The following is a 19,390-nucleotide window of genomic DNA, read 5'->3' on the forward strand; positions in this document are numbered from 1 at the left end:
TCAGGGAGCGGTTGCGCTGACCGGCCAGGCCGCGGCGGCGTACAACTCGGCGGGCGTGGCGACCATCGCATCGGCGCGCCAGGCCAGCGGATCGTCCTCGTCCAGCCGGTAGCCCCACAGCACCGCGACCGAGGCCATGCCGGCGGCGCGTGCGGCAAGGATGTCGCGTTCGTCGTCGCCGACGTAGACCACCTCGTGCGGCGCCACGCCAAGGCGCTGCGCGGCGACCTGCAGCGGCAGCGGATGCGGCTTGCGCTCGGGCAGCGTGTCGCCGCCGATCAGCACCGCGCAGCGCTGCTCCCACTGCAGTTGCGGCAGGATCAACCGTGCCAGCGCCTCGGGCTTGTTGGTGACGATGCCCCACACGCTGCCCGCAGCCTCCAGCCGCTGCAGCAACCCGGCGATGCCGTCGAACGGCTGCGAATGGCGGCCGATCAGCGCCTCGTAATGGCGCAGGAATGCCGGGATCAGCGCATCGCGCTGCGCGGCGGGCAGGTCCGGGAAGGCCACGCCAAGCATCGCCCGCGAGCCCTTGGACACCACCGGCCGTAACTGCGCCAGGGTCAACGCTGCACGGCCGTGCTCGGCCAGTACCGCATTGGCCGCGGCCAACAGATCCGGCGCACTGTCCAGCAGCGTGCCATCCAGATCGAACAACACCACCCGCGGAAAGCGCGCCCGGGTATTGCCCGCCGCGGACTTCACGCCCACACGCACCCGCCGTTACCAATCCCCAATCCCGGCTCCCGAATCACGGCTTCCCCGCACACGCCAGGTAATTGACCTCGGTGCGCGAGGACAGCCGCGCGCGGTTGCGCCACGGCTCGTAGGCCAGGCCGCTGACGTCGCGCAGCTGCAGCTCGGCCTGGCGCAACCAGGCGGCCAGTTCCGCCGGCTTGATGAAATCCTGGTAGCGGTGGGTGCCGGTGGGCAGCAGCCGCGCCACGTACTCGGCACCGACGATGGCCAGGGCGAACGCCGCCGGGGTGCGGTTGAGGGTGGACAGGAACAGCTGTCCGCCGGGCTTGAGCAGGGTCGCGCAGGCGCGCACGATCGCCGCCGGATCGGGCACGTGCTCGAGCATCTCCATGCAGGTGATGGCATCGAAGCTGGCCGGCTGCGCCGCCGCCAGGTCCTCGACCGACTGCACGCGGTAGTCGACCTCCACCCCGGATTCGAACTGATGCAGCCGCGCCACCTTGATCAGCTCCGGCGCCAGGTCGATCGCGGTGACCTGCGCGCCCTCCTTGGCCAGCGCCTCGCTGAGCAGGCCGCCGCCGCAGCCCACGTCCAGCACCGCTGCGCCGCGCAGCGGCAGGCGCTCGGCGACGTAGCGCAGGCGCACCGGATTGAGTGCATGCAGCGGCTTCTGCGGGCCGTCGGCATCCCACCAGCGGGTGGCCAGGGCGCCGAACTTGTCCAGTTCGGCCTGATCGAAATTGGCGGAGGCGTTGGCGGCGGAAGCGGTCATGGCGAACTCTCGTTGGGGCCGCGCGCGCGGTGCGGCACGGCGAACATAGCGGATCAGGCGTGGACGCTGCGGATACGTTCGCGCCACTGCCGCGCATTGGCGACCAGCGCGTCGACGTCCATGTCCACCAGCACGCGCTGGCTCAGCTTGGGCTGGCCGGCGATCCACACGTCGCTGACCTGCTGCCGGCCGGTGGCGTACACCAGTTGCGACAGCACGTTGTGCAGCGGCTGGGTCTCCAGCGCCGACAGGTCCACGCAGATCAGGTCGGCCTGCTTGCCCGGCTCGATCGAGCCGATCTTCTCGCCGAAGCCCAGCGCGCGCGCGCCGCCCAGGGTGGCCGCGCGCAGCGTGCTGGCCGCGTCCAGCGCGGTGGCGTCGTTGGCCACGGCCTTGGCCAGGATCGCCGCGGTGCGGTTCTCGCTGAACATGTCCAGGTCGTTGTTGCTGGCGCAGCCGTCGGTGCCGATCGCCAGGTTCACGCCCGCACGCTGCAGCGCGCAGGCCGGGCAGAACCCGGAGGCGAGCTTGAGGTTGGATTCGGGGCAATGCACCACGCTGACCCCGCGCTCGGCGCACAGGTGGATCTCGGCGTCGGTGAGTTGGGTCATGTGCACCGCGATCAGGCGGTCGTTGACCAGGCCCAGCCGGTCCAGCCGCGCCAGCGGGCGCTGCCCGTATTGCTTGAGCGAGTCGGCGATTTCCTGCGCGGTCTCGTGGGTGTGCAGGTGCACCGGCACCTCGAGCTGGTCGGACAGCATCCGCACCCGCTCGAAGTTGGCGTCGTTGACCGTGTACGGCGCATGCGGGGCGAAGGCGATGCCGACCAGCGGATCGTCGCGCCACTGGTCGTGCACCTCGCAGGCGCGGGCGAAGTATTCGTCGGAGGTCTTGGCCCAGGCGGTCGGGAAATCGATGATCACCGTGCCGACACGGGCGCGGAAACCGTGTTGCTTGTACACCGCGGCCTGCACGTCGGCGAAGAAGTAGTTCTCGTTGGCGCAGGTGGTGCCGCCGCGCAGCATCTCGGCGATCGCCAACGCGGTGCCGTCGGCGACGAACTCCGGCCCGATCACCGCGGTCTCCACCGGCCAGATGTGCTGCTGCAGCCACACCATCAGCGGCAGATCGTCGGCGATGCCGCGCAGCAGGGTCATCGGGTTGTGGGTGTGCGCGTTGACCAGGCCCGGCAGCAGGGCCGCGTCCGGGCGCGAGACGGTGCGCGTGGCGGCGAAGCGCGTGCGCGCCTCGGCGATCGGCAGCACCGCCACGATCTCGCTGCCGCGCACCGCCACCGCGTGGTCTTCCAGCACCACCGCATGCGGCTCGATCGGGACCACGTAGCCGGCTTCGATCAGCAGGTCGCAGGATTCGGGAATGGAGGTCATCGCAGATGCTCTGGAAAGGGAAGGATCACGGTACGGGTGCCGGCGCCACCTGCGCCTGGAGGATGCGCCGCTGGTACACGCGCATCACCACCCACTGCAGCAGGAAGATCGCCAGGAAGCCGAAGCGGCCCAGCCAGGGTGCCACCATGCCCACGGGGATGCACAACGCGAACACCACCGGCGAGACCGCCGCGCGCAGCTTTATCGCCTGCGTCTGCAGCGGACCCAGCCGCTGCGCCAGGCCTTCCTTGCGCACCGCATAGGCATGCAGCCAGTAGCCGGCCAGGCCGATCGCGGCCAGATGCGCGCAGTACACCGCGAACGCCTCGTGGTTGCCGAAATAGTCCGAATACAGCGCGGTGGAGAACGGCAGCAGGCCGATCAGCAGCAGCTGCAGCACGTTGAGCCAGATCAGCCGGTCGTCGAACTGGCGGATGTGCCGGCACAGCTGCAGGTGCGACTTCCAGAACAGCGCGGTGACCAGGAAGCTCACCGCGAAGCCGATGAACAGCGGCAGCATCCGGTGCAGCGCGGCGAGGATGCCGCCGGCGGCCGCGACCTCGGCGTGCCCTGGCACCTTGATTTCCACCGCCAGCAAGGTGATGGCGATGGCGAAGACCGCATCGCTGAAGAACACGACACGGTCGTGCGGGTACTTGCTGTCGGCGCTATCGGCGTGGCTGGTCGTCACGGGGTGTCCTGGGAGCGAGGTGGTCCATCACCGCCGCGCGGCGATCCGGCGCATGGCGCTGCCTGGCCGCCGCAGCCAGCGCGTGCGCACGCCCACGGCCGGCTGCGGCCGCGGGCGTGTCGACGTATTACTTGACGCGCGAGACGTATTCGCCCGAACGCGTATCGACGCGGATCACTTCTTCCTGGCCGACGAACAGCGGCACGCGTACCACCGCGCCGGTCTCAAGGGTGGCCGGCTTGCCGCCGCCGCCGGAGGTGTCGCCACGCACGCCCGGGTCGGTCTCCACGATCTTCAGTTCGACGAAGTTCGGCGGGGTGACCTGGATCGGCGTGCCGTTCCACAGCGTCACCACGCAATCTTCCTCGCCCTTGATCCACTTGGCGGCGTCGCCGACGCCGGCCTTGTCGGCCTGCACCTGCTCGAAGGTTTCCTGCTGCATGAAGTGCCAGTACTCGCCGTCGCTGTACAGATACTGCATGTCGGTATCGACCACGTCGGCCGCTTCCACGCTGTCGGTCGCCTTCATGGTCATTTCGACCACGCGCCCGGACTTGATGAAGCGGTACTTGATGCGGGTGAACGCCTGGCCCTTGCCGGGCTTGACGTATTCGGTATCGGTGATGATCGCAGGCTCGCTGTTGACCAGGATCTTCATCCCGTTCTTGACGTCGTTCATGCCGTAGCTGGCCATCTGAAACTCCTCGGGTAAGGCAAACCCACCGCGTTCGGCGGCCGGCCGGATAGAATGGAAGCCCCGCCGCAACGGCGGGCGCTCGTGTGATGACCGCCTATGATAACCGCAGCCCCCCGCCCGATGCAGCCGTCCTCGCCCCTGCCCGCCGCGCCGCCGCGCTGGCAACAGGCCTGGCGCGACGCCGTGCGCGATCCGCACGAACTGCTGGCATTGCTCGGGCTGGACCCGCAGGCAATGGGCGTCTCCGAACAGGCTGCGACGCAGTTCGCGCTGCGCGTGCCGCGCAGCTTCGTCGCGCGCATGCGCCCGGGCGATCCGCACGACCCGCTGCTGCGCCAGGTGCTGCCGATCGACGACGAGCAGCGCGTGGTCGCCGGCTTCGCCCTGGATGCGGTCGGCGACGCCGCGGCCAAGAAGGCCGACGGGGTGATCCACAAATACCGCGGCCGTGCCCTGTTGGTGGCCACCGGCAGTTGCGCGGTGCACTGCCGCTACTGCTTCCGTCGGCATTTCCCCTATGCCGACGAGACCGCGGCGCGCGACGGCTGGCGCACGGCGGTGGCGGCGATCGCCGCCGACCCCAGCATCGAGGAAGTGATCCTGTCCGGCGGCGATCCGTTGTCGCTGGCCACACCCAAACTGGTCGAACTCACCGAGGCGCTGGCGACGCTGCCGCAGCTCAAGCGCCTGCGCATCCACAGCCGCCTGCCGGTGGTGCTGCCCGAGCGCGTCGATGCGCCGTTGCTGGCCTGGCTGCGCGCGCTGCCGTGGCCGCTGGCGTTCGTGATCCACGCCAACCACGCCAACGAGTTCGATGCCGGCGTCGATGCCGCGCTGGCGCGCCTGCGCGATGCCGGCGCGCACCTGCTCAACCAGGCGGTGCTGCTGCGCGGGGTCAACGACAGCGTCGAGGCGCTGGCCGCGCTGAGCGAGCGCAGCTTCGCCGCCGGCGTGCTGCCCTACTACCTGCACCAGCTGGACCGGGTGCAGGGCGTGGCCCATTTCGAAGTGGACGATGCCCGCGCGCTGGCCCTGCACCAGGCGCTGGCCGCGCGCCTGTCCGGTTATCTCGTGCCGAAGCTGGTACGCGAGATCCCCGGCGACAGCGGCAAGCGCGCGCTGACGCCCTGACCCGTCTGGCGGCGATCGCCGCAGGCAGAGCGCCGGGCTAGCCGCGATACTGCGCCCGCGCTCAGGCACCGGCGGGCGGCGCGTCCTCGTTGGCCAGCAACTGGCGGAATTCCTCCGCGCTGAGCGGACGGCTGAGCCAGAAACCCTGCCCCAGTTCGCAGCCGCGCTCGCGCAGCAGTTCGAACTGGGTCTCCTGCTCGATGCCTTCGGCGACCACGGTGATGTCCAGCGAATGCGCCATCGCGATGATCGCCGTGGTCAGCGCCAGATCGTCCGGGTCGCGCTGCAGGTCGGCGACGAAACTCTTGTCGATCTTGACCCCGTCCACCGGCACCTGGCGCAGGTGGCTCAGGCCGGAGAAGCCGGTGCCGAAGTCGTCCAGCCACACCTTGACCCCGGTGCGGTGCAACCGCGCCAGCATGCTCGCCGCCTGCAGTTCGTCGCCGATCACCGCGGTCTCGGTCAGCTCCAGGTGCAGCTGCGCCGCCGGCAGCCCGGACTCGCGCAGGCAATCGGCCACCACTTCCGGCAGGTCGCCGCTGCGCAACTGCCGCGGCGAGACGTTGACCGAGACGAACAGGTCGCGGCTGCCGTCGGCGCGCCGCCACTGCGTGGCCTCGCTGCAGGCCGCGCGCAACACCTTGGGGCCGATGCTTTCGATCAGCCCGCTCTGCTCGGCCACGTCGATGAACACCGTCGGCGAGATCGTGCCCATCGCCGGATGCTGCCAGCGCAACAGCACTTCCACGCCGACCATGCGCCGGTCCTGGGTGCGGAAGATCGGCTGGTAGGCCAGCTTCAGTTCGTCGCGTTCCCAGGCGCCGCGCAGTTCGTGCTCCATGTGCACGCGCCGCTCCACCGCATAGTCCATGGCACGGCTGTAGAAGCGGTGGCAGTTCTTGCCGGCCAGCTTGGCCTGGTACATGGCGATGTCGCCGTTCTTCAGCAGCGCCGACGCGTCCTCGGCATCGCCGGGGTAGACGGTGATGCCGATCGAGGTGCCCATGAACACCTCGCGGCCCTGGATCCGCAGCGGCTCGCGCAGTTCCTGCACCAGCCGCTGCGCCAGCGCCGTGGCGACCTTGGCCGCCTGCGGGTCCTCCACCAGGATCACGAACTCGTCGCCGCCGAAGCGCGCCAGCAGCGCGTCGTCGCCGCCCAACTGCTCCACCGCCAGCTGGATGCGCCGCGCGAACTGCAGCAGCGCTTCGTCGCCGGCCTCGTGGCCCAGGGTGTCGTTGATCCGCTTGAAATCGTCGATGTCGGCGAACAGCAGCGCCAGCCGGCGCTGCGAGGCGCGTGCCGACAGCATGCGATGGTCCAGCGCCTCGCGGAACGCGAGCCGGTTGGTCAGCCCGGTCAACGCATCGGTGTAGGCCATGTGGCGCACGTCGCGGTCGTGCCGGGCGATCGCCTCGCTCATGCGCCCGAACGCGCGCAGCAATTCGCTGACCTCGTCGTGACGGCCGCTGTCGCGGCGTTCCACCGCGTAGTTGCCGGCCTCGATCTGGCGCGCGGCCGCGGCCATCCAGCGCAGCGGCGCCACCAGGGTGCGCTGCACGTAGACCGTCACCATCGCCGCGGTCAGGCCCAGCGCGGCCAGCAACAGCAGCAGCCAGCCGAGATGGCGCTTGCCCAGTGCGCCCAGGCGCTGGTCGAGGTTCTGCCCGGCCTTGCGCTCGTACTCCTGCGCCCGCGCCCAGGACATGCCCACCCGCACCCCGCCCACCCGCTGGTCGCCGATCATGATCGGCATCGACACGTCGAGGAACTCCGGCGACTCCTGCGCCAGCAGGCCGCGGGAGCGGATCGCGGCGTCGGCCATCGTCCCGCGCATGCGCTGGCCGTAGCCGAGCAAATCCTCGCTGCCGTCGTGGATCAGCCGCCCGTCGGCGTCGTAGACCAGCACATAGGCCACTGCCACATAGCCCAGCGCCCCGCGCACCTGCGTGCCGATCGCATCCAGGTCGGAGTAGTACACCGGATTGGCCAGCGAGTCGGCCAGCTGCCGCGCCAGCGACTCGCCGCGGGTGCGCATGCTGCTGTCGAACAGGCTGTGGATGGCATTGCCGCTGAGCGTGCGCACCTCGCGCTGCATCGCCGCCTGGCGCTCCAGCAGCAGGGCCAGGATCGCCATCACCAACAGCGCAGCCACGCCCATGGCCAGCAGGAACCTGGCCTGCAACCCGAAACGCATGGTCTTCATTCCACTTCCGCCCTCACCCGCGCCACGCCGGCGCGCAGGGTGTCCAGGCGCTTCTGCGAGGCCGGATCGATCGGGTAGAAGCCGGAGGTACCGAAGAACTGGCGCAGCGCCGCGCGTCCCTGCGGATCGTCGGCGGCATGCAGCAGGACCTCGCGCAAGCGCGTCTCCACCTCGGTCGGCAGGTCGCTGCGGACCATTTCGATCGCGCGCGGATACGGCTCGCTGCGGTAGATCACCCGGAAGTCGCGGCGGAATGCCGGCGGGATGCGGCGCTCGTCGTCCCAGTCGAGATTGCTGAACGCCCCGGCATCCACCAGGTGCTTGTGCACGAAGGCGGCGATGTTGAGTTCCGAGCGCGCGAACACATAGCCGACCGTCTCTGCCGAGGGCTGGTCCTTGCTGGACAGCAGGATCTCCGGATGCAGGCCGTGCTCGAACAGCGTCATCATCGGCACCATGTAGGCGCTGGTGGACAGCGGGCTTTGCAGCGCCAGGGTCCGCCCCTGCAGATCCGCCAGGTCGTGCACCGGCCCGTCGCGGCGCACAAAGAACACCGTGTGGTACTGGCGCACGCCGTTGCGCTCGGTCAGCAGCAGCGGCTTGGCGCCGCCGCGCTGTTCCAGCGCCATCGCGGTGGCGGCGGTCTCGGTGACCCAGTCGATCCGGCCACGGCGCAGGTAACTGCTCATCTGCTGGCTGTCGCGGGCCATCAGGATCTGCCCGGAGGTGATGCCGACTTCGCGCATGCGCGGCACCACGTAGTCCAGCAGCGGCTTGAGTTGCTCGTAATGGGCCTTGGGATTGTCGCTGATGCGCCCCAGCACCAGGACCGAGGGCCGCGCGTGCACGGACGCGGGCCAGCAGATCGCCAGCGCCAGCCACACCACGACCACCCGCCAACGCGAACTGGACAAACCACGATCCCCAAGTAGACCTTGCAAAGCCTAGCCGAAAGCGCATGCCGGTGACAGCGTCACAGAATGGCGCCAGCCGCGCATGCTGTTCGCCCCCGACGCGCGCGTCACCGCGCGCGCCGCGAAGGATGCCTTCGCGCCTTGTCCGGCCTCAGTTTCCCGCCTGTCCGGCGAGCCGCGCCATGCGCTGCGCATCGGACAGCACGCCGCGCAACAGGCGCACTTCCTGCTCAGTCAGTTCGGTGCGCAGGAACAGCCGGCGCAGCTTGCGCATCGCCGAATCCGGGGCGCGTCCCTTGTGGAAGTCGATGTCGTCCAGGGTCTCGGCCAACTGCCCGAACAGCCCTTCCACCTGGGCGTGGCTGGCCGGCGCCTCGCGAAAGCCCGGCGCCGGCGCGGGAGCAGGGGCGGCACTGCGCAGCTGCGCCAGGCGCACCTCGTAGGCCAGCACCTGCACCGCCGCGGCCAGATTGAGCGAACTGAACGCCGGATCGGAGGGAATGTGCACCGCCGCGTGGCACAGCTGCAGCTCCTCGTTGGTCAGGCCGGTACGCTCGCGGCCGAACACCAGCGCCACTTCCGCAGGCTCGGCGCTGGTGGCGGTCAGGCGCTGCGCGGCATCGGCCGGCAGCAGTTCCTCCAGCGACACGCGGCGGCTTCGCGCGGTGCAGCCCAGCACCAGCCGGCAATCGGCCACCGCGTCGGCCAGCGCGGGCAGCACCGGCGCCTGCTGCAGCAGGTCCTCGGCACCAGCAGAACGCCGGTACGCCTCGGTATCCAGCTCGCATTCCGGTGCCACCAGTACCAGCCGCGACAGCCCCATGGTCTTCATCGCGCGCGCCGCCGCACCGATGTTGCCGGGATGCTGGGTTCCGACCAGGACGAAGCGAATACGGAGAGAATCGGTCATGGCGGCACGGCAGGCGAAGCGAACGGGGGCGTAGATGGTAAACTGCGCGGCCGGCCTTGGCGCCGGATTGCTCTTTTCCTCCTCCAGACCCACCTCCGCCTTTTCGGGAGCGTTTGCCATGCAAAAACCCGCCGTCACCGTCATGGTCAAGGCTGCCCGCCTCGCCGGCAACGTCCTGTTGCGCCACATCAACCGCCTGGAAGCACTGAACGTGGTGCAGAAGGACCGCATGGACTACGCCAGCGAAGTCGATGCCGATGCGGAGAAAGTGATCGTCAAGGAGCTGCGCCGCGCCTACCCCGACTACGGCGTGATGGGCGAGGAAGGCGGCGTGCAGGGCGGCGGGCGCTACATGTGGGTGATCGATCCGCTCGACGGCACCAGCAACTACCTGCGCGGCTTCCCGCACTACTGCGTGTCGATCGCCCTGGTCGAGAACGGCGAGCCGATCGACGCGGTGATCTTCGATCCGCTGCGCAACGAACTGTTCACCGCCAGCCGCGGCAACGGCGCCGTGCTCAACGACCGCCGCATCCGCGTCAGCGAGCGCAAGGAACTCAACGGCGCCATGGTCCACACGGGCTTCGCGCCGCGCGAGCGCAAGCACGCCAGCGCCCAGCTCAAGTGCGTGGACGCGTTGCTGGTGCAGGCCGAGGACATCCGCCGCACCGGCTCGGCGGCGCTAGACCTGGCCTATGTCGCCTGCGGCCGCAGCGACGCCTACTTCGAAGCGGGGGTGAAGGCCTGGGACATCGCGGCCGGCGTGCTGCTGGTGCGCGAGGCCGGCGGCCGCGTCACCGACTTCAAGGGCGGCACCCTGGGCCGCATCGACGACCGCGGCCCACAGCAGTTCCAGGTGGTCGCCGGCAACCTCAAGGTCGGCGATGCGCTGCAGAAGCTGATCGTCAACACCGGCTACGCCGGCGAGTTCGACGCGAAGTTCTGAGCGGGCGCGTCCGGCGACTGGCCGGCGCCGACACTCCAGCACAAAAAAAGCCGCGCACTTGCGCGGCTTTTTTGTGCCCGGCATTCGCGCACCGCGCGCTCACGCCTCTCAGCGAGGGCCTTGCACGCACCGCTTTCGCATCGCGAGAGGACATGGGACTTCCAGAATTTCCGCTTGCGCTCGTTACGCGGCACAGCGCCTGCGCCTCACGCCACGCTCACGCATTGCACGTCGCGCGCTTCACCTGTGCTTGATCGCGGTTTGCGTAGAAAACGGCGACACGAGGCGCTGCGTGCAGCTGCCATGGCCTGTGCGATGCGCCCGATGCGACCGGCGAACACAGCCCTAAAGATCCCCAGAACGCGGCCGATAAAGATGCGGGCTTTTGCCCGAACTTCCCCCGCTGATCCGCGCCTGCGTTGCCGCCCCTGCGGCAATGGAGCCGGTGGCGCCCGCTCTCTCGCATCTTTCGGAGATCTCGCGTGTCCTTCCATCATCTCACCGTCACCAAACGCCTGGCAATCGGCTTCTGCGGCGTGATCGCCATGCTATTGCTGGTCGGCATCACCAGCCTGATCGGTTTCCGCAAGTTCACCAGCGCCGCGGCGCTGGACGCGCACACGTACAAGGTCATCACTCTCGGCGACCGCATGCTGGTGAGCCTGCTCAACATCGAGAGCGGCGCACGCGGCTTCGCCCTGACCCGCGACAAGTCCTATCTGGAGCCGTTCGAACTCGGCGAGCGCGAGTTCCGCGCGCAGTGGCAGGAATCCAAGCAGCTGACCGCGGACAATGCGGCACAGCAAGCGCGCCTGCAAACCCTGATGCAGGACTACGCGCAGTTCATGGCGACCAAGCGCAAGGCACTGGACCACATGCGCGCCACCGCCGCCGACAGCGACGACGCCCAGTTGGACACATTCCGAACCGTCGGCAAGCAGCAGATGGACGGATTGCGCGACACGATCGGCCAGTACGAGGACGCCGAACGCGCACTGCTGCAGGTGCGCAAGGCCGAGAGCGAGGCACGCGCGCAGTCCGGCGAGTGGACCAGCATCGGCGGCATGCTGATCGGCATCGTCGCCGCGATCCTGCTCGGCCTGCTGGTCCGCAACAGCCTGATGCGCCAGCTTGGCGGCGAGCCGGCCTACGCGGCCGACGTGGTGCGCCGTATCGCCAGCGGCGACCTGTCGCAGGACGTGCGCCTGCGCACACAGGCGCCGTCGCTGCTCAACGACATGCGGCAGATGCAGGAGGAACTGCGCACGGTGATCCAGGCGCAGACCGAGATGGCCCGGCAGCATGCCGCCGGCCAGATCAGCTTCCGCATGGACGAGGCGCGCTTCCCCGGCGACTACGGGCGCATGGTGCGCGACACCAACGCGTTGGTGCACAGCCATATTTCGGTCAAGCAGCGGCTGATCACGTTGATGGGCGAGTACGCCGAAGGCGACCTCAGCCGCGATCTGGAACAGTTCCCGGGCGAGATGGCGATCCTGACCGACACCATGGCCAAGGTGAAGCGCAACCTCGGCGCGATCAACCACGAGATCGACCTGCTGGTGCGCGCCGCCGCGCAGGGCGACTTCTCCCGCCGCGGCGAGGAGCAGCGCTTCCAGCATGCCTTCCGCGGCATGGTCGCCAATCTCAACACGATGATGACCGGCACCGAGACCAACCTCGCGGCGCTGTCGCAGCTGTTGCGCGCGATCGCCGCCGGTGACCTGACCCAGACCATGCAGGGCGATTTCCACGGCGTGTTCGCGCGGATGCGCGACGACGCCAACGCCACCGTCGCGCAGTTGACCGACATGGTCGGCCGCATCCAGCAGGCCGCGGCCAGCATCGACACCGCCGCGGGCGAGATCGCCAGCGGCAACGACGACCTGTCGCGCCGGACCGAGCAGCAAGCCGCGAGCCTGGAGGAAACCGCCGCGTCGATGGAGGAACTGACCGCCACGGTGAAACAGAACGCCGAGCATGCCCGCCAGGCCAATCAACTGGCGGCCGGCGCCGCCTCGGTGGCCTCGCAGGGCGGCACGGTGGTCGGCCAGGTCGTCACCACCATGGACGGCATCGAAGCGGCTTCCAAGAAGATCGCCGACATCATCGGCGTCATCGACGGCATCGCCTTCCAGACCAACATCTTGGCCTTGAACGCCGCGGTCGAAGCCGCGCGCGCCGGCGAACAGGGCCGTGGGTTTGCCGTGGTCGCCAGCGAGGTCCGCACCCTTGCCCAGCGTTCGGCCAGCGCGGCCAAGGAAATCAAGGCGCTGATCGACGACTCGGTCGAGCGCGTGAGCGCAGGCTCGGCACTGGTCGCCCAGGCCGGCACGACGATGCAGGACATCGTGGCCTCGGTGCAGCGCGTCACCGACATCATGGGCGAGATCGCCGCGGCCTCGCAGGAGCAGTCGGCCGGCATCGAACAGGTCAACCACACCGTCACCCAGATGGACGAGACCACCCAGCAGAACGCCGCCCTGGTCGAGGAAGCCACCGCCGCGGCGCGCGCGATGGAACAGCAGGCCGGCGACCTGGTGGAGATCGTCGGCCAGTTCCAGGTGCGCAGCGAGACCTACCCGATGGTGGCGCACCTGGTCGCCCGCGCCACCGCCAACGCGGCCTAGTCCGGACCCGCCGCGCGGCAGGGACGCCGCGGAGGGATGGGCCGTCGTCGACGGCCCATCCCGCGACACCGGCAGGCGCTGCAACCCGACCGACCTATCTGTAGGAGCGGCTTCAGCCGCGACGCCTTACCGGCAAGGCGTCGCGGCTGAAGCCGCTCCTTGTATCTGGACCTGGCGCCCCTAAACAGGCGTCATGTCTTCCGACTGATCATCGGAGGAGGTGTGGGAAGTCCAGTCGCTCCTGAAGCTTAGAGCTTGCATCGTAGATCGGCTCCCCTCTCCACATGCTGGCCCTTGGGTGTCCGAACGGTATCCAGAGTCCGCCCCCGGCGTGAACTCGCATCGACAAGGCAGGACCGGGCACAGCGCCGATCATGACCCTGACACGATGGAGGAATCGCGTATGTCTCCCGTCATCGGCATCGACGTCGCCAAGCGCAGTTTCGATGTGGCCAGCGAGCTGACCAATGGCAAGCACCGTACCAAGGCCAAGTTGTCCAACGATGCCAAGGGCTTCCAGGCCCTGCAGGCATGGCTGCAGACCCATGCGCAGCCCGAGAGCTGGATCGCCATGGAGGCCACTGGCACCTACCACCAGGCACTGGCCGAGTTCCTCCACGCACGAGGCTATCGGGTGTGCGTGCTCAACCCGGCGCAGACGGCCGCGTATGCACGCAGCCAGCTCAGCCGGGTCAAGACCGATCGCAGCGATGCCAAGCTGATCGCCAGCTATGCCCTGCGTCACCGCGAGCAGTTACGCCGTTGGCACCCTGATCCGCCGGCGCTCAAGCAACTCAAGGCACTGGTGCGCCGGCGCCAGGACTTGCAACAGATGCTGCAGATGGAGCGCAACCGGCTGGACGTCGCTCCGGCCCAGGTGAAGGACTCGATCCAGGTCCATCTGGCCGATCTGCAACATCACATCGCCCAGATCGAGCAGGCCATCGATGACCATATCGACCAGGATCCGACCTTGCGGGGGCAGCGCGAGTTACTGGTGAGCATCCAGGGCATCGCCGACACCAGTGCGGCCTTGATGCTGGCCGAGCTTGGCGATGTGAGGCGCTTTGCCGATGCCTCGGCGGTGACCGCCTTCGCCGGCCTGAATCCGTGCCTGCAGGAGTCGGGCGACCGCAAAGGCCATGTCTGCATCTCGCGCACCGGCTCGCCCCGCCTGCGCGCGGGCCTGTTCATGCCGGCCCTGGTGGCCATGACCCACAACCCGGTCATCCGGGCGCTGAAACAGCGGCTAAGCGAACGCGGCAAAGCCGGCAAGCAGATCGTGTGCGCCGCTATGCGCAAGCTCCTGCACCTCGCCTATGGCGTCCTCAAATCGGGCACCGCGTTCGACCCGAAAAGGAGCCTTGCCTGCTAGGGGGTAAGACGGTATCTACGACAAAGCGGATGCGGCGCCGCCCCAACTCGAATCTCCAAGCGTCCGCACAAAGAAAAAGCCGCGCATCCGCGCGGCTTTTCTGTTCGCAGGAGCGAGTGTTTCAGGACCAGGAATCACGCTTTTACGATTCCCGACTCCCGAATCCCCAATCCCGGCCCCTCAGGGCCTACGCGCCAGCGCCTCGACGTCCTTCGACTTCGGCAGCAGGTCCTGCTTGGTGACCTGGAACGGCCCGATCGACAGCAGCGGCACCGCCACGATCACCGAGGACACCACCACCACCACCGCGCCGATCATGTGGGTCAGCGCCAGGCCTTCCATCGACTCGCCGCCGTACAGGTACAGCGCCAGCGCCGACAGGAAGAACATCACCGCGGTGATCACCGTACGCGACAGGGTCTGGTTGATCGAACGGTTCAGCACTTCGATCGGCTCCACGCGCAGGCTGCGGAAGTTCTCGCGCACGCGGTCGAACACCACGATGATGTCGTTGATCGCAAAGCCCATCACCGACAACAGGCCGGCCAGCACGGTGAGGTCGAACTCGCGGCCGGTGACCGACACGTAGGCCACCGTCACCAGCAGGTCGAACAGCGCGGTCACGCTGGCCACCACCGCGAACTTCCACTCGAAGCGGAAGGCGATGTAGATCAGGAAGCCGACCAGCATGAACACGGTGGCGTAGACGCCGTTCAGCGCCAGGTCCTTGCCGACCTGCGGGCCGACGAACTCGCCCGGCTTGACCGTGGCCGGATTCTGCGGCGTGCTCACCGCCTTGCGCACCTGCTCGGCGAGGTTCTTGGTGATGTCCTCGTTGTTGTGCTCGCCCTGCGGCTGCAGGCGGATCACCACCTCGTTGCCGCTACCGACGTTCTGCACCTGCGCGTTCTCGAAGCCGGCCTTGGCCAACTGCTCGCGCACCTGGTCCACGTCGATCGGCTTCTGGAAGCTGGTCTGCACCAGCGCGCCGCCGGTGAACTCCAGCGCGTAGTTGAAGCCCTTGGCGAAGATCACCGCGAACGAGGCCAGCGCCAGCACCAGCATCAGCACCAGGGTCGGGTGCCGCCAGCGCATGAAGTCGATCTTGGTGTCGTTGGGGATCAGGTGAAGCGGGAAGATTTTCATTGGAGACCGCTCTGCGTTTTTTTGGACCCCGCGCCTGCCGGCGCGGGGACGTGCGGAAGGTGGCGTGCGTGGCTCAGATGGCCACGGACTTGATCTTCTTGCGACGGCCGTAGATCAGCACCGCCAGCGCGCGCGACACGGTGATCGCGGTGAACATCGAGGCGAAGATGCCGATGATCATGGTCAGCGCGAAGCCCTTCAGCGGGCCGGTACCGAACGCGTACAGCGCCACGCCGACGATCAGGCCGGTGAGGTTGGCGTCGAGGATGGTGCCGCCGGCCTTCTCGTAGCCGGCCGCGATCGCCGACTTGGGCGGCACGCCCAGGCGGAGCTCTTCGCGGATACGCTCGTTGATCAGCACGTTGGCGTCCACCGACAGGCCCACCGACAGCGCCAGGCCGGCGAAGCCGGGCAAGGTCATGGTGGCGCCGAACAGCGACATCACCGAGACCACGATCAGCAGGTTCATCAGCAGCGCGACCGAGGTGATCAGGCCGAACATGCGGTAGTACACGCTGAAGAACACCAGGGTGAACAGGAAGGCGTAGACCACCGCGGTGACGCCGCGCTCCACGTTCTCCGCACCCAGGCTCGGGCCGATCACGTATTCCTCGACGAAGTCCATCGGCGCGGCCAGCGAACCGGCGCGCAGCAGCTTGGCCAGGTTCTCCGCCTCGGTCTTCTCCAGGCCGGTGGTCTGGAAGTTCTTGCCGAACACGCCGGCGATACGGGTCGGCGCCAGCGCCTCCTCGTTGACGCGCACGCTGCGCACTTCCTTGCCGTCGACCATGGTCACGGTGGGGATGCGCTCGATGTAGACCACCGACATCAGCTTGCCGGTATTGGCGCTGGTGTAGTCGAACATGCGCTGGCCGGCGGCGTTGTTGAGCGTCACCGCCACGGCCGGCATGCCGTTCTGGTCGGTGCTGACGGTGGCGTTGACCATCTGGTCGCCGGACACCAGCACGCGCTTGCTCAGCAGCACCGGGGCGCCGCTGTCGCGCAGGCGGAAGACCTTGGCGTCGGGCGGGATGTTGCCGCTGCGCACCGCGTCCTCGGCATTGCCGTCGACCACGCCGCGGAACTCCAGCGTGGCGGTGGCGCCGATCATGCGCTTGGCTTCGGCGGTGTCCTGCACGCCCGGCAGCTCGACCACGATGCGGTCGTCGCCCTGGCGCTGGATGATCGGCTCGGCCACGCCCAACTGGTTGACGCGGTTACGCAGGGTGGTCAGGTTCTGCTCGATGGCGCCGGCGGCGATCTGCTTCAGCTCCGCCTCCGGCACGGTGACCGTGATGGTCTGCCCGGACACCGCGTAGCTCAGGGTCGGCTGCGCCTTGGCGATGGCGGCGCGCGCGGCGCTGGCGTCCACGCCCTCGCCCAGGCTGACCTGGATGCTGTTGTCCGGACGGCGTTCGACCGAACGGTAGGCCAGACGGCCATCGCGCAAGGTGGTACGGATGTCCTCGGCAAAGGCGTCCAGGCGCTTTTCCAGCGCCGCCTTCTGGTCCACCTGCAGGGCGAAGTGCACGCCGCCGACCAGGTCCAGGCCCAGCACCATCGGCTTGCCGCCCAGCCGCGACAGCCAGTCCGGCACGGTCGAGGCCAGGTTCAGCGCCACCGTGTAGTTCTCGCCCACCTGCTGGCGCAGGACGTCGTTGGCACGGGTCTGCGCCTGCAGGTTCGGCAGGCGCACCATCAGGCTATCGCCTTCCTTGTCGACCAGCTTCGGGGTGATCCCGGCCGTCTTCAGGTCGGCGAGCACCCGCTCGCGCAGGGCGTCGTCGATCTTGCCGCCGCGGCTGGCGGTGATCTGGACCGACGGATCCTTCTGGTACACGTTGGGCAGCGCGTACAAAGCGCTCAACGCCAGCACGATCAGGATGAGGACATACTTCCAGCGCGGAAACTCGAGCATTGCGGGACCCCGCACGACGCCACGCCGGCGTCGCGCCTAGCAGTAGGAGAAATGGATCAGGCGGACTTCAGCGTGCCCTTCGGCAGGACATTGCCGACGGCGCCCTTCTGCACGCGGATGCGCACGTTGTCGGCCACTTCGATGGTGATGAAGTTGTCGCCGATGTCGGTGACCACGCCAGCCACGCCGCCGGAGGTGATGACCTCGTCGCCACGGCCGAGCTTGTCCAGCATCGACTTGTGTTCCTTCTGGCGCTTCATCTGCGGCCGGATCATCACGAAATACATCACCGCGATCAGGATGATGGGCAGCAGGAACATCTGCAGGCCGCCACCGGCCGGGGCGGTGCCGCCGGCGGTCTGCGCCTGGGCGACGGGAATCAGGAAATCGAGCGGATTCATCGGGTACGTCCTATGGTTTGGGCAGCCCGCCGCCCTGGGGCACGGACCGCTGGTTTGCCTTGCGGCAGCAAGCAGCCGCCGATTATGCCACGATCTTCCTTCACCCTCCGGAACCGCCGCGGCGTGCCTTCCTTCTCCCTACGGGAGAAGGTGCCGCGTAGCGGCGGATGAGGGTGCGGGCGAAGCCACGTGTCAGTTCGACTGCACGAGGCTGCGGCCGGACCTAACCCCAACCCCTCCCAAACGGCACGAGGCTTCGCCCGGACCCTCACCCCCCAACTCCTGTCCCGAATAACACGAGGCTGCGCCCGACCCTCACCCCAACCCCTCTCCCGGAGGGAGAGGGGCTTATCCGTGCTCCGGTAGTGGGGTTGCTTCCACGCCGCGCGCCGCATAGAAGGACCGCCGGAACTGGGCAAAGGTTCCCGCTGCGATCGCGGCGCGCATGTCGGCCATCAGCTTCTGGTAGTACCAGAGGTTGTGCAGGGTGCCCAGCATCGGCGCCAGCATCTCGTTGCAGCGGTCTAGGTGGCGCAGGTAGGCGCGGGTGTAGCCACCGCTGCAGGCGTGGCAGCCGCAGCCCGGCTCGATCGGATCCAGATCGCGCTCGTAGCGGGCGTTGCGGATGCGCACCGTGCCGAAGGAGGTGAAATAGTGGCCGTTGCGCGCATTGCGGGTCGGCATCACGCAGTCGAACATGTCCACGCCGCGGGCCACGCCCTCGACCAGGTCCTCCGGGCGTCCCACGCCCATCAGGTAGCGCGGGCGGTCGCCCGGCAGCCGCGGATGCAGGTGCTCGAGCATGGCGTTGCGCTCGTGCTCCGGTTCGCCCACCGCCAGGCCGCCGATCGCGTAGCCGTCGAAGCCGATCGCCTGCAATCCCTCGATCGAACGCGTGCGCAGGTCCGCATGCACGCCGCCCTGGACGATGCCGAACAGGGCCGCGTCGTTGCCCAGTGCGTCGTGCGCGTCGCGCGAGCGCTGCGCCCAGCGCAGGCTCAACTCCATCGAACGCCGTGCCACATCCTCGGTGGCCGGATACGGGGTGCACTCGTCGAAGATCATCACGATGTCCGAATCGAGCACCCGCTGGATCTGCATGCTCTCCTCCGGCCCCAGGAACACCTTGGCGCCGTCGGTCGGCGAGGCGAAGGTGACGCCCTGCTCGCTGATCTTGCGCCGGTGCGCCAGCGAAAACACCTGGAAGCCGCCGGAATCGGTCAGGATCGGCCCGTCCCAGCGGGCGAAGCCGTGCAGGCCGCCGTGATCGCCGATCACGTCCAGGCCCGGGCGCAGGTACAGGTGGAAGGTGTTGCCGAGGATGATCTGCGCGCCCAACGCCTTGATCTGCTCGGGCAGCACGCCCTTGACCGAGCCGTAGGTGCCCACCGGCATGAACGCGGGAGTCTCGACCGTTCCGCGCGGGAAGGTCAGGCGGCCGCGGCGCGCGGCGCCGTCGGTGGTATGGAGCTCGAACTGCAATCGGGACATGGTCTGGCGACTATCGGTAAGCCGCGCATTGTCGCATTGCCGGGCGGCCGGCGCCGCCTCCGAGCGGAGCACGGC

At 68.4% G+C, this 19,390-nt stretch carries 16 protein-coding genes; 4 read left to right on the forward strand and 12 right to left on the reverse strand.

The genetic code is table 11. The annotated features are described in order from the left end of the window. From QN245_RS12945 to efp, 5 genes are all read right to left on the reverse strand, one after another. Positions 1 to 705, reverse strand: coding sequence for a phosphoglycolate phosphatase (locus QN245_RS12945; RefSeq protein WP_317843359.1), 705 nt, complete (start codon positions 703 to 705; stop codon positions 1 to 3). A gap of 46 nt (positions 706 to 751) precedes the next feature. Then, positions 752 to 1,471 (reverse strand): bifunctional 2-polyprenyl-6-hydroxyphenol methylase/3-demethylubiquinol 3-O-methyltransferase UbiG, encoded by a 720-nt coding sequence (gene ubiG / locus QN245_RS12950; protein ID WP_184448613.1) that lies wholly within the window; start codon positions 1,469 to 1,471, stop codon positions 752 to 754. A gap of 53 nt (positions 1,472 to 1,524) precedes the next feature. Beyond that, positions 1,525 to 2,859: a TRZ/ATZ family hydrolase gene (locus tag QN245_RS12955; RefSeq protein WP_160970306.1), complete on the reverse strand. Its 1,335-nt coding sequence runs from the start codon at positions 2,857 to 2,859 to the stop codon at positions 1,525 to 1,527. A gap of 25 nt (positions 2,860 to 2,884) precedes the next feature. After that, complete coding sequence (locus tag QN245_RS12960; RefSeq protein ID WP_317843360.1) at positions 2,885 to 3,550, reverse strand: TMEM175 family protein; 666 nt, start codon at positions 3,548 to 3,550, stop codon at positions 2,885 to 2,887. Positions 3,551 to 3,677: 127 nt separating this feature from the next. Beyond that, a complete protein-coding gene (gene efp / locus QN245_RS12965) occupies positions 3,678 to 4,244 on the reverse strand; it encodes an elongation factor P (RefSeq protein ID WP_184448615.1) in 567 nt (188 codons plus the stop codon). Positions 4,245 to 4,343: 99 nt separating this feature from the next. Here efp and epmB point away from each other — a divergent pair, with 99 nt between their 5' ends. Beyond that, positions 4,344 to 5,378, forward strand: a complete 1,035-nt coding sequence (gene epmB, locus QN245_RS12970; protein ID WP_317843361.1) for an EF-P beta-lysylation protein EpmB — start codon at positions 4,344 to 4,346, stop codon at positions 5,376 to 5,378. A 61-nt stretch (positions 5,379 to 5,439) separates the two neighbouring features. Here the strand turns inward: epmB and QN245_RS12975 are convergent, their stop codons facing one another. The 3 genes from QN245_RS12975 to QN245_RS12985 form a co-directional block, all read right to left on the reverse strand. After that, positions 5,440 to 7,584, reverse strand: a complete 2,145-nt coding sequence (locus QN245_RS12975; RefSeq protein ID WP_160970999.1) for a putative bifunctional diguanylate cyclase/phosphodiesterase — start codon at positions 7,582 to 7,584, stop codon at positions 5,440 to 5,442. Beyond that, complete coding sequence (locus QN245_RS12980; RefSeq protein ID WP_202395008.1) at positions 7,581 to 8,498, reverse strand: phosphate/phosphite/phosphonate ABC transporter substrate-binding protein; 918 nt, start codon at positions 8,496 to 8,498, stop codon at positions 7,581 to 7,583. The genes QN245_RS12975 and QN245_RS12980 overlap by 4 nt, the downstream gene beginning before the upstream one ends. A 151-nt stretch (positions 8,499 to 8,649) precedes the next feature. Further along, positions 8,650 to 9,408, reverse strand: a complete 759-nt coding sequence (locus tag QN245_RS12985) for an RNA methyltransferase (protein ID WP_160971001.1) — start codon at positions 9,406 to 9,408, stop codon at positions 8,650 to 8,652. Between the two features lie 118 nt (positions 9,409 to 9,526). On the opposite strand from QN245_RS12985, the gene QN245_RS12990 reads away from it, so the two are divergent. The 3 genes from QN245_RS12990 to QN245_RS13000 all read left to right on the forward strand — a co-directional run bounded on the left by QN245_RS12990 (position 9,527) and on the right by QN245_RS13000 (position 14,359). Next, on the forward strand, positions 9,527 to 10,354 hold the full coding sequence (locus QN245_RS12990; RefSeq protein WP_160971003.1) for an inositol monophosphatase family protein: 828 nt from the start codon (positions 9,527 to 9,529) through the stop codon (positions 10,352 to 10,354). Positions 10,355 to 10,836: 482 nt separating this feature from the next. Continuing rightward, positions 10,837 to 12,984: a methyl-accepting chemotaxis protein gene (locus tag QN245_RS12995; protein WP_317843362.1), complete on the forward strand. Its 2,148-nt coding sequence runs from the start codon at positions 10,837 to 10,839 to the stop codon at positions 12,982 to 12,984. 403 nt (positions 12,985 to 13,387) lie between these two features. Further along, a complete protein-coding gene (locus QN245_RS13000; protein WP_317843363.1) occupies positions 13,388 to 14,359 on the forward strand; it encodes an IS110 family RNA-guided transposase in 972 nt (323 codons plus the stop codon). A gap of 180 nt (positions 14,360 to 14,539) precedes the next feature. Here the strand turns inward: QN245_RS13000 and secF are convergent, their stop codons facing one another. From secF to tgt, 4 genes are all read right to left on the reverse strand, one after another. Next, positions 14,540 to 15,505 (reverse strand): protein translocase subunit SecF, encoded by a 966-nt coding sequence (gene secF, locus QN245_RS13005; protein ID WP_160971007.1) that lies wholly within the window; start codon positions 15,503 to 15,505, stop codon positions 14,540 to 14,542. Between the two features lie 73 nt (positions 15,506 to 15,578). Further along, positions 15,579 to 17,423, reverse strand: coding sequence for a protein translocase subunit SecD (secD, locus tag QN245_RS13010; RefSeq protein ID WP_160971009.1), 1,845 nt, complete (start codon positions 17,421 to 17,423; stop codon positions 15,579 to 15,581). A gap of 56 nt (positions 17,424 to 17,479) precedes the next feature. Then, on the reverse strand, positions 17,480 to 17,824 hold the full coding sequence (yajC, locus tag QN245_RS13015; protein WP_010343515.1) for a preprotein translocase subunit YajC: 345 nt from the start codon (positions 17,822 to 17,824) through the stop codon (positions 17,480 to 17,482). 348 nt (positions 17,825 to 18,172) lie between these two features. Then, a complete protein-coding gene (gene tgt / locus QN245_RS13020; protein WP_317843364.1) occupies positions 18,173 to 19,315 on the reverse strand; it encodes a tRNA guanosine(34) transglycosylase Tgt in 1,143 nt (380 codons plus the stop codon). Positions 19,316 to 19,390 lie beyond the last annotated feature (75 nt).

Source organism: Xanthomonas rydalmerensis, assembly GCF_033170385.1.
GTDB lineage: Bacteria > Pseudomonadota > Gammaproteobacteria > Xanthomonadales > Xanthomonadaceae > Xanthomonas_A > Xanthomonas_A rydalmerensis.